This is a genomic window from Pseudoduganella namucuonensis (assembly GCF_900116645.1).
GTDB classification, from domain to species: domain Bacteria; phylum Pseudomonadota; class Gammaproteobacteria; order Burkholderiales; family Burkholderiaceae_D; genus Rugamonas; species Rugamonas namucuonensis.
Map to the genome: position 1 here is coordinate 1 of NZ_FPBO01000083.1, position 6,672 is coordinate 6,672.

The 6,672-nt window shown below is 59.4% G+C and carries 3 protein-coding genes and 3 pseudogenes; 5 read left to right on the forward strand and 1 reads right to left on the reverse strand.

Going from position 1 to position 6,672, the window contains the following annotated elements; genetic code table 11:
- A partial coding sequence (locus BM436_RS35510; RefSeq protein ID WP_143133509.1) for a cupin domain-containing protein occupies positions 1-408 on the forward strand: 408 nt, incomplete at its 5' end.
- A gap of 1,070 nt (positions 409-1,478) precedes the next feature.
- Positions 1,479-1,932, forward strand: a pseudogene (locus BM436_RS38270) (transposase); the annotation flags it as partial.
- Between the two features lie 415 nt (positions 1,933-2,347).
- Here the strand turns inward: BM436_RS38270 and BM436_RS36825 are convergent.
- A complete protein-coding gene (locus BM436_RS36825) occupies positions 2,348-2,662 on the reverse strand; it encodes a hypothetical protein (RefSeq protein ID WP_143133510.1) in 315 nt (104 codons plus the stop codon).
- An 87-nt stretch (positions 2,663-2,749) separates the two neighbouring features.
- Here BM436_RS36825 and BM436_RS38275 point away from each other — a divergent pair.
- From BM436_RS38275 to BM436_RS35525, 3 genes and pseudogenes are all read left to right on the forward strand, one after another.
- A pseudogene (locus BM436_RS38275) lies at positions 2,750-3,449 on the forward strand (DDE-type integrase/transposase/recombinase); the annotation flags it as partial.
- 1,219 nt (positions 3,450-4,668) lie between these two features.
- Positions 4,669-6,207, forward strand: a complete 1,539-nt coding sequence (locus BM436_RS35520; RefSeq protein WP_177307839.1) for a recombinase family protein — start codon at positions 4,669-4,671, stop codon at positions 6,205-6,207.
- 186 nt (positions 6,208-6,393) lie between these two features.
- A pseudogene (locus BM436_RS35525) lies at positions 6,394-6,672 on the forward strand (transposase); the annotation flags it as partial.

Below are 6,672 nucleotides of genomic sequence, written 5' to 3' on the forward strand. Positions count from 1 at the left end.
CAGGTGCAGCGCGTCAAGCAGATCGTCGAGCACCTGAAGACCAAGGACCGCACCGAGCACCTGCACCACACCAGGGTGTACCGTCCATGGGGCTGCTACGCGGGCATCGACGTCGGCGAGCGCTTCCAGGTCAAGCGCATCACCGTCAACCCGGGCGGCAAGCTGTCGCTGCAGATGCACCACCACCGCGCCGAGCACTGGATCGTGGTCAGCGGCACCGCGCGCGTGACCTGCGGCGAGAAGGTGACCTTGCTGACGGAGAACGAATCGACCTACATCCCCATCGGCATGACCCACCGCCTGGAGAACCCGGGCAAACTGCCGTTGCGCCTGATCGAGGTCCAGTCCGGCGGCTACCTGGGGGAGGACGACATCGTCCGTTTCGAGGACGCCTATCAGCGCACATGAGGCGAGCGGCTGGGGGAGGTGTTGTGCCGGTCTGCTGTTAGTCCTTCGCACCGCTTGGCGCTGCGAAGAACTGCCTCTTAATACAGTCGTACGCCAGATGTCATGGACATAACAAAAAAATCCCGCCTGGCATTTGATTTTTGTCAAACAGAAACGCCGGGCGCTGCGGCACGATATCATCGTTGGTCATGTCAGGTATACGCCAAGGAGATAATGTGAAAACTAACCACGATAGGATACGCAAGGACGGTGAATATTCCTCTTGGATGTTGATCCGTTTTAGAGCCGTCGCCGCCGAAATGCGAGCGACTCATGGTGACTGTTTCGCCCTCGCCTTCCTCGAGGACCTGCAACTATCGGCTGAATCCGTAGAACTGGACGGAACAACGCATCGCCGTGCTCGAAAGTAGCACGACAATTAAACTTGGGGTGGGCGATTCAGGAATGGTAATGTTGTATTCACGTTATCGCTCCTCAGAAACAAAGGGAGTTGTGAATTGATGGCAGCGCGCTGCCGTTAGCTCAGATATTTTCTGACCGATTAACCTCTATGCATTCCGCGATGTTGACTAACATAAAGCACTCGGTCGATGAGATCTTCTGGCATTCCTCCGAGAACCATGTACTGTTCGGCGTCATCGTGGCCGGAGTGAACCAAAACTGCATGCGCGCGGTCAAAGATGGTAGCCGTGCGCATGTTGTGCCGTCTTTCAGGAAAAGCCCGCGTTGAGCATGCCATCCCGGTATGGAGGAGAGAATGTGTCACTCTCCGCCGGAATTGCACGGTTTGGCGTTTTTCTGAGGTTATTAACAGCGCCGTATCGGAATTGGTCCTCTGCGCGGCGGAGGCTTTTTGATCAGATTGCATTCGACGCTCCAGATTGGTAGCTGACTTAACCAATATAAAGGGTTTTCAGTGACGGATGTTGAGAAATCTCAGTAGTCCGCGTTGGGCAATTCCTCATTGATTGATTCTGTTCGGGAAGCGCTTATATGGACGCCTCGCGGAGGTCAAGGCGATCCGCACGCAGCCACAATAGCTGCTGCTCCATTCCACATGAGAACTAACGATGCAATCGAGTTTTTCGGATGCCGAGTGCGCCGGCAAAAAGAAGCTGACACGGCGCGACCGCTTTCCTGGCCGAGATCGCAGCCGCAACGCAGTGGCCGGCGTCGGCCGCCATCTTGCCGTAAAACCCCAAGGGCGACGGGCGCGGCCGTCCGCCGATTGGCTTGGAACGCAAGCTGCGCATGTACATCGCGCAGCAGTACTTTGGTCTGTCGGACGAAGGTGTTGAAGATGCGCTCTATCACAGGCAGGCAATTCGAGGCTTTGTTGGCATCGACTTGACGCGCGAGTCGGCACCTGACGCGACGACTTTGCTGAAGTTCCGGCGCCTGCTGGAGCAGAACAAACCGACACAGCGCATCTTCAACGAGATCAGCACCCACCTGGCCAGCAAAGCCCTGACGACGCGGGAAGGGATGATCGTCGACGCAACCTTGATCGCCGCGCCACCTTCAGCTGTTCTCGCTGTTTGCTTTCGCAAGTCTAGTGCTGGCACGCGGATTCCTCGGCAGCCAACACACCCAAGCTACGTATCGAGTGTGAAAAAACGGCAAAGGGTAAGCCCAAAGAGTCGTTTCCAGCCTCATATCGGTCCGTTCTTCTTGTGTTTGTCAATCAAGGTGTCGCCAAGCTGATTGCATCTGCCCGGAGGTGCTCGAAACCGAATTATTCAGCGCTTTCCTAGCGCGCGACGCTCCGGCCTGGTCATAGAACCTGCCATGCATGTACACGCCTTGCGCCGGAACAAGTAGATCTTTCGGTCGGCCAGACGCCGTACCGGACTGTTCGCATCGGCGAGGAGCCCAAGCCGATGGTAAACGGTCGGAGAAGTTAGGCTTGACCACAGTAGCAAAGAGCCCGCAAGCCACGCTATCGAACACGGCACCCATCGTCGTATATTGCGCGCTGGACAAGATGAAACGGAATGTTCTTCAGTTGCAAATAGAGTTTTGCATCTTCGACACCGGAAATGCCTGCAATAGCTCGTGCACGGTCGAACACCGTGGCGGTGAGCGCATCGATTCTACGTGTTGGGGGATGGCGGTTGCACAGCGTTGCGTCGTCAACAGCGTCGCTCCTGCTATGCTCTATAGTCTCCTGTGTTTCTGGTGATAGAGCCGCACTGCAACGAGGAAGATCGCCATCAAAGAGGATGGGGACGCTGGTGCCGGGACTGCTGTTCATTTCATGCCTCATGCGCTTTGCGGTGATGCCCTTACTATACCTCCCTTGGTTGCATCACACGTTGATTGCAATCAAGTCACAGGACAGCAAATCTGGGAAGTGCCGCGCCAGACGGTGTACAGGCGCCTCACCGCCAAGGTGCCGCAAGAAGCGGACGCGGAGATCTGCTGCTGTGCAGGCTGATCGACGAGGAATCACGAACCGGCCGTAGTAAGGTGGCTGGCGCAAGGTGGTGTTCCTGCGCGGTGCGGGCCACCTTAAAACGGAAACGTGTGCGCGACCGATGCGTGGCATGGGCTTGGCGGGCACGGCGCCGCTGCCGAAAATGTGGACGACGCATCCGAAGGACAATGTCTACCCTATCTGCTGCGAGGCGTGCCGTGACGTGGCCGAACACAGACTTGACATATATTGGCGGGCGGCATCGCCAATCTGATGGCGATGATCGATTGGTATAGTCGCAAAGTGCTGTCTTGGCGGCTGAACGGTATGGACGCGTCATTCTACGTGGATTGTCTGGAGGATGCCCTGCGCGAGCATGGCAAACCGAAGTGTTCAGCAGCCAGGGCACGCAGTCCACGAGCGAGGCCTTCACGGACGTGCTAAATCGCGAAGGAGGGCGGTAGCATGGACGGGCAGGGCCTGGCATTGGACAACATCTTCGTCAAGCGCCTGCGGAGTAACGTGAAGCACGAGGACGTGTACCGGAAGGGCTACGCCAACATCGGCGGGCTGATGGCGGGACTGGCGCAAATATTTTGCATTCTACAACGCGGAGCGGCCGCACTAGTCCCGCGCATATCGGACGCCGACCTACGTCTATTCCCACTGGAGGGTAAAGCCCTCCAGCGGCACGGAGAAAGTACGACGGGGCCGCGCCGACCAGCTGCAGTGGTGAAACGGACACAGCTTAAACTCGCTGAGAATTGTCTTGACCGATGTGCCACTTCACTCTGTACTGAGCAATATCCGCAGGAGCGTCGTTGCTTTGGAACTATTTCGCCCGGCTGGGGTGGCGGAATCCGGATTGTGTTGGTCGCATCAGGAGTGTTCGGAGTGGATGTCCGATCCGTATTCGTTTAGATATGATGCGTGTCAGCAAGGAAAAAGGATTACGGCTTGTCAAGGAGTAAACGCTGTGGGGGCGCCGTGTCTGGTGCGGTAGAAAAATAATCCTTGAAATGACATCAATTGACACTTTTTCGCGGCTCATAAGTTCAACCGCTTCTTGGTGATTGTCCAATGTCAGCTTGGCTATGGCTTTGTCCACTACATCACGCTTATGGCTGTTTTTGCGTCGTTCCATGTACGCCCCCCGGCATTTGCAAACATTAAGTTACTTAAAGGTATATTAGTGCTTGTTGGCACGAATTGACAAACATCAACCATGCAGAAGCGCGAGCTGGATTTTGTTGTAATTTTTCAATAATTGCATAATGAAAGTAACAACCCCGCGCAACTCATAACCGCTTGATTCTGTTATTGAAATGTAAAAATTTACTCCGGGATTTGCAGGCTTTCGCTAAATCGTGACAATTCCTTGCAAATCAGCCGGGGCAGGGCGGTGTCCTCGGGCATGAATTGCGCACTCGCTCGCCTTGGCACGCCAGTCTTTCGACTCCCAACCCTTGCCTTGCGAGTCATACGATATCATCGCCTCGGTGCCGTCGCGATATGTCGCCAAGGGGGCCGACGTCGCAGTTGCATCGACCATGCGATGGCAGACACCCACTTTCATCAGTGAGGCAGCTCAACGGCGTCAAGCCGGCGATGGACGGGACAGCCCATGTGGTCTGATGAGGGATCCGGTGGAGCATCATGCCGCACGGCTCGGCGGCGTAGTCCGTCCACTATCACCGGGAAACGTTGATGTGGCCGTGGCCGGTGTGCCGTGCAGCCCGATGCAGCCGAGGTGGCCGCGCCGCTTTCGCCCGGACGCCAAGCGGATGGCGGCGGCCACCCGACGCGCGCATACTGCCGCGACTTGCCTACCCACCGGAGCTGACATGACACGCACCGAGCCACCATTGCCAGGGGCCGCCACGGTTCCCGCCGCCGCCTACGCGCGTATGTCCAGGGACGTGCAACAGTACTCGGTGCAGCATCAGCTGGACTGTATTCAGGCCTACGCGGCCGCCGGCGGGCTGGCGGTGGTGCGCACCTTTGTCGACGAGGGACGCAGCGGCCTGTCGCTGGAGAACCGGCCGGGCCTGCGAGCTTTGCTGGCCGAGGCCACCGGCGCGGCCTGCGCCTTTTCCGTCATCGTGGTCTACGATGTCAGCCGGTGGGGACGCTTCCAAGATACCGACGAGAGCGCGTTTTACGAACACCTGTGCCGCCGCGCGGGCGTGTCGGTGGTGTATTGCGCCGAACAGTTCGTCAACGATGGTTCGCCGATGGTGGCCCTCATGAAAAGCGTCAAGCGCATTATGGCGGCCGAGTACAGCCGCGAACTGGGCGTGAAGGTGCACTTGGCGCAGTGCCGATTCTCGCGCATGGGCTACAAGCAGGGCGGGTTGCCGGGATTCGGCCTGCGCCGGTTGGCGGTGGCCGCCGACGGACAGATCGGCGCGCAGTTGCGGGCGGGACAGCGTAAGCCGGGTACGACCGACCGCGTGACGCTGGTCCATGGCACGGCGGACGAGGTGGCGCTGGTGCGCCGGATATTCCGGCTGTACACGGAAGAGGGCTGGAACGACACCCGGATCGCGGCGCAGCTGCGCGCCGAGGGGCGCATCAACCACCTGGGCAAGTCGTGGGACCCCAACTCCGTGCGCCGCATTCTGATAAATGGGCGGTATTGCGGCGAGATCGTGTACAACCAGACCACCCGCCGACTGCGGGGGCCAGTGACGCGGAACCCGGAGCGGCTATGGATACGCTGCGATGGCGCGCTGGCGCCGATGGTGACGCGCGCAGCCTTCGAGACGGCGCGGCGCATCCGCGCCGGGCGGGCCAGCGGCCCGGAGCGCGAGGACGTCCTAGAGCTGCTGCGCGCGCTGCACCGGCGCCACGGCGCGATCAGTGCGGCGCTGTGTGTCGCTGCGGGCCTGCCCGGGCGCGAAACCATGCGCAGGCTGTTCGGCGGCTACGTGGCGGCCTACGCGGCGGCCGGGCTGCCGCCGCAGCACACCGAGGCTGGCGCGCTCGGCGTCCGCACCATGCGCACGCTGGTCGAGGCCATGCTGGCACGGGTGACGGAGAAGGCCGAGCGGGCCGGCGCCACCGTCCACCGAACGCGGGTGTGGAATGTGCTGCTGCTCAACCAATCGCTGACCGTGAAGGTGTCGATCGCCTCGTGCCGGTGCTATCCCGGCGCGTGGCATCGCTGGCGCGTGCCGTTGACCGCGGGCAGCGCGGCGGACTTTGTATTGTGCGCGTTGATGGACACGGCGAACGCCGAGGTCAGCCGTTATCTGCTGTTGGCGTCCGGGGAGGCGCGCGGTGCCTCCGTCTATCTGAGCGAACGGACCGTCGGCCGCTACGCGCGGCATTGCTTCGCCAGCCTCGACGAGGTGTTCGGTTTGGCCTCTGGCGGCGCCTAGCGCGCGCCGTGGCATGGCGCGTGCCGAGGATGGCTCGTGAATGCAGTACGAATAGTGGCGTCCTTTCTGCTTCATCCGCCCATGCAATGCAAAGCAAGCGTGTCCAGAATTCTTCAAGTGTTCATGGTGAATCGCCACGAGTATTGTAGACACTCCTGAGCCATAATTTAGGGCAAAGGAGCAGTTATGAGCGACAAGAGGTACACCGAAGAATTCAAGATTGCGGCAGTCAAGCAGGTAACTGAGCGTGGTCATCCAGTCAGCGAAGTCGCCGAGCGACTTGGCGTCAGCATTCACAGCATCTACGCCTGGGTAAAGCGCTATGAGACGCCACCGGCGGAGCGGGCTGCGGCAGATGCTAAAGATGATGAACTGCGACGCTTGAAAGCAGAGCTGAAGCGAGTAACCGAGGAGCGCGACATCTTGAAAAAAGCCGCGGTGTACTTTGCCAAGACGTCCGGGTAA

What these genes read in the sequence shown, in the direction of transcription:
- BM436_RS36825 (WP_143133510.1), bottom strand. Translation starts at nt 2,662, where the DNA reads ATGAACAGCAGTCCCGGCACCAGCGTCCCCATCCTCTTTGATGGCGAT.
- BM436_RS35520 (WP_177307839.1), top strand. Translation starts at nt 4,669, where the DNA reads ATGACACGCACCGAGCCACCATTGCCAGGGGCCGCCACGGTTCCCGCC.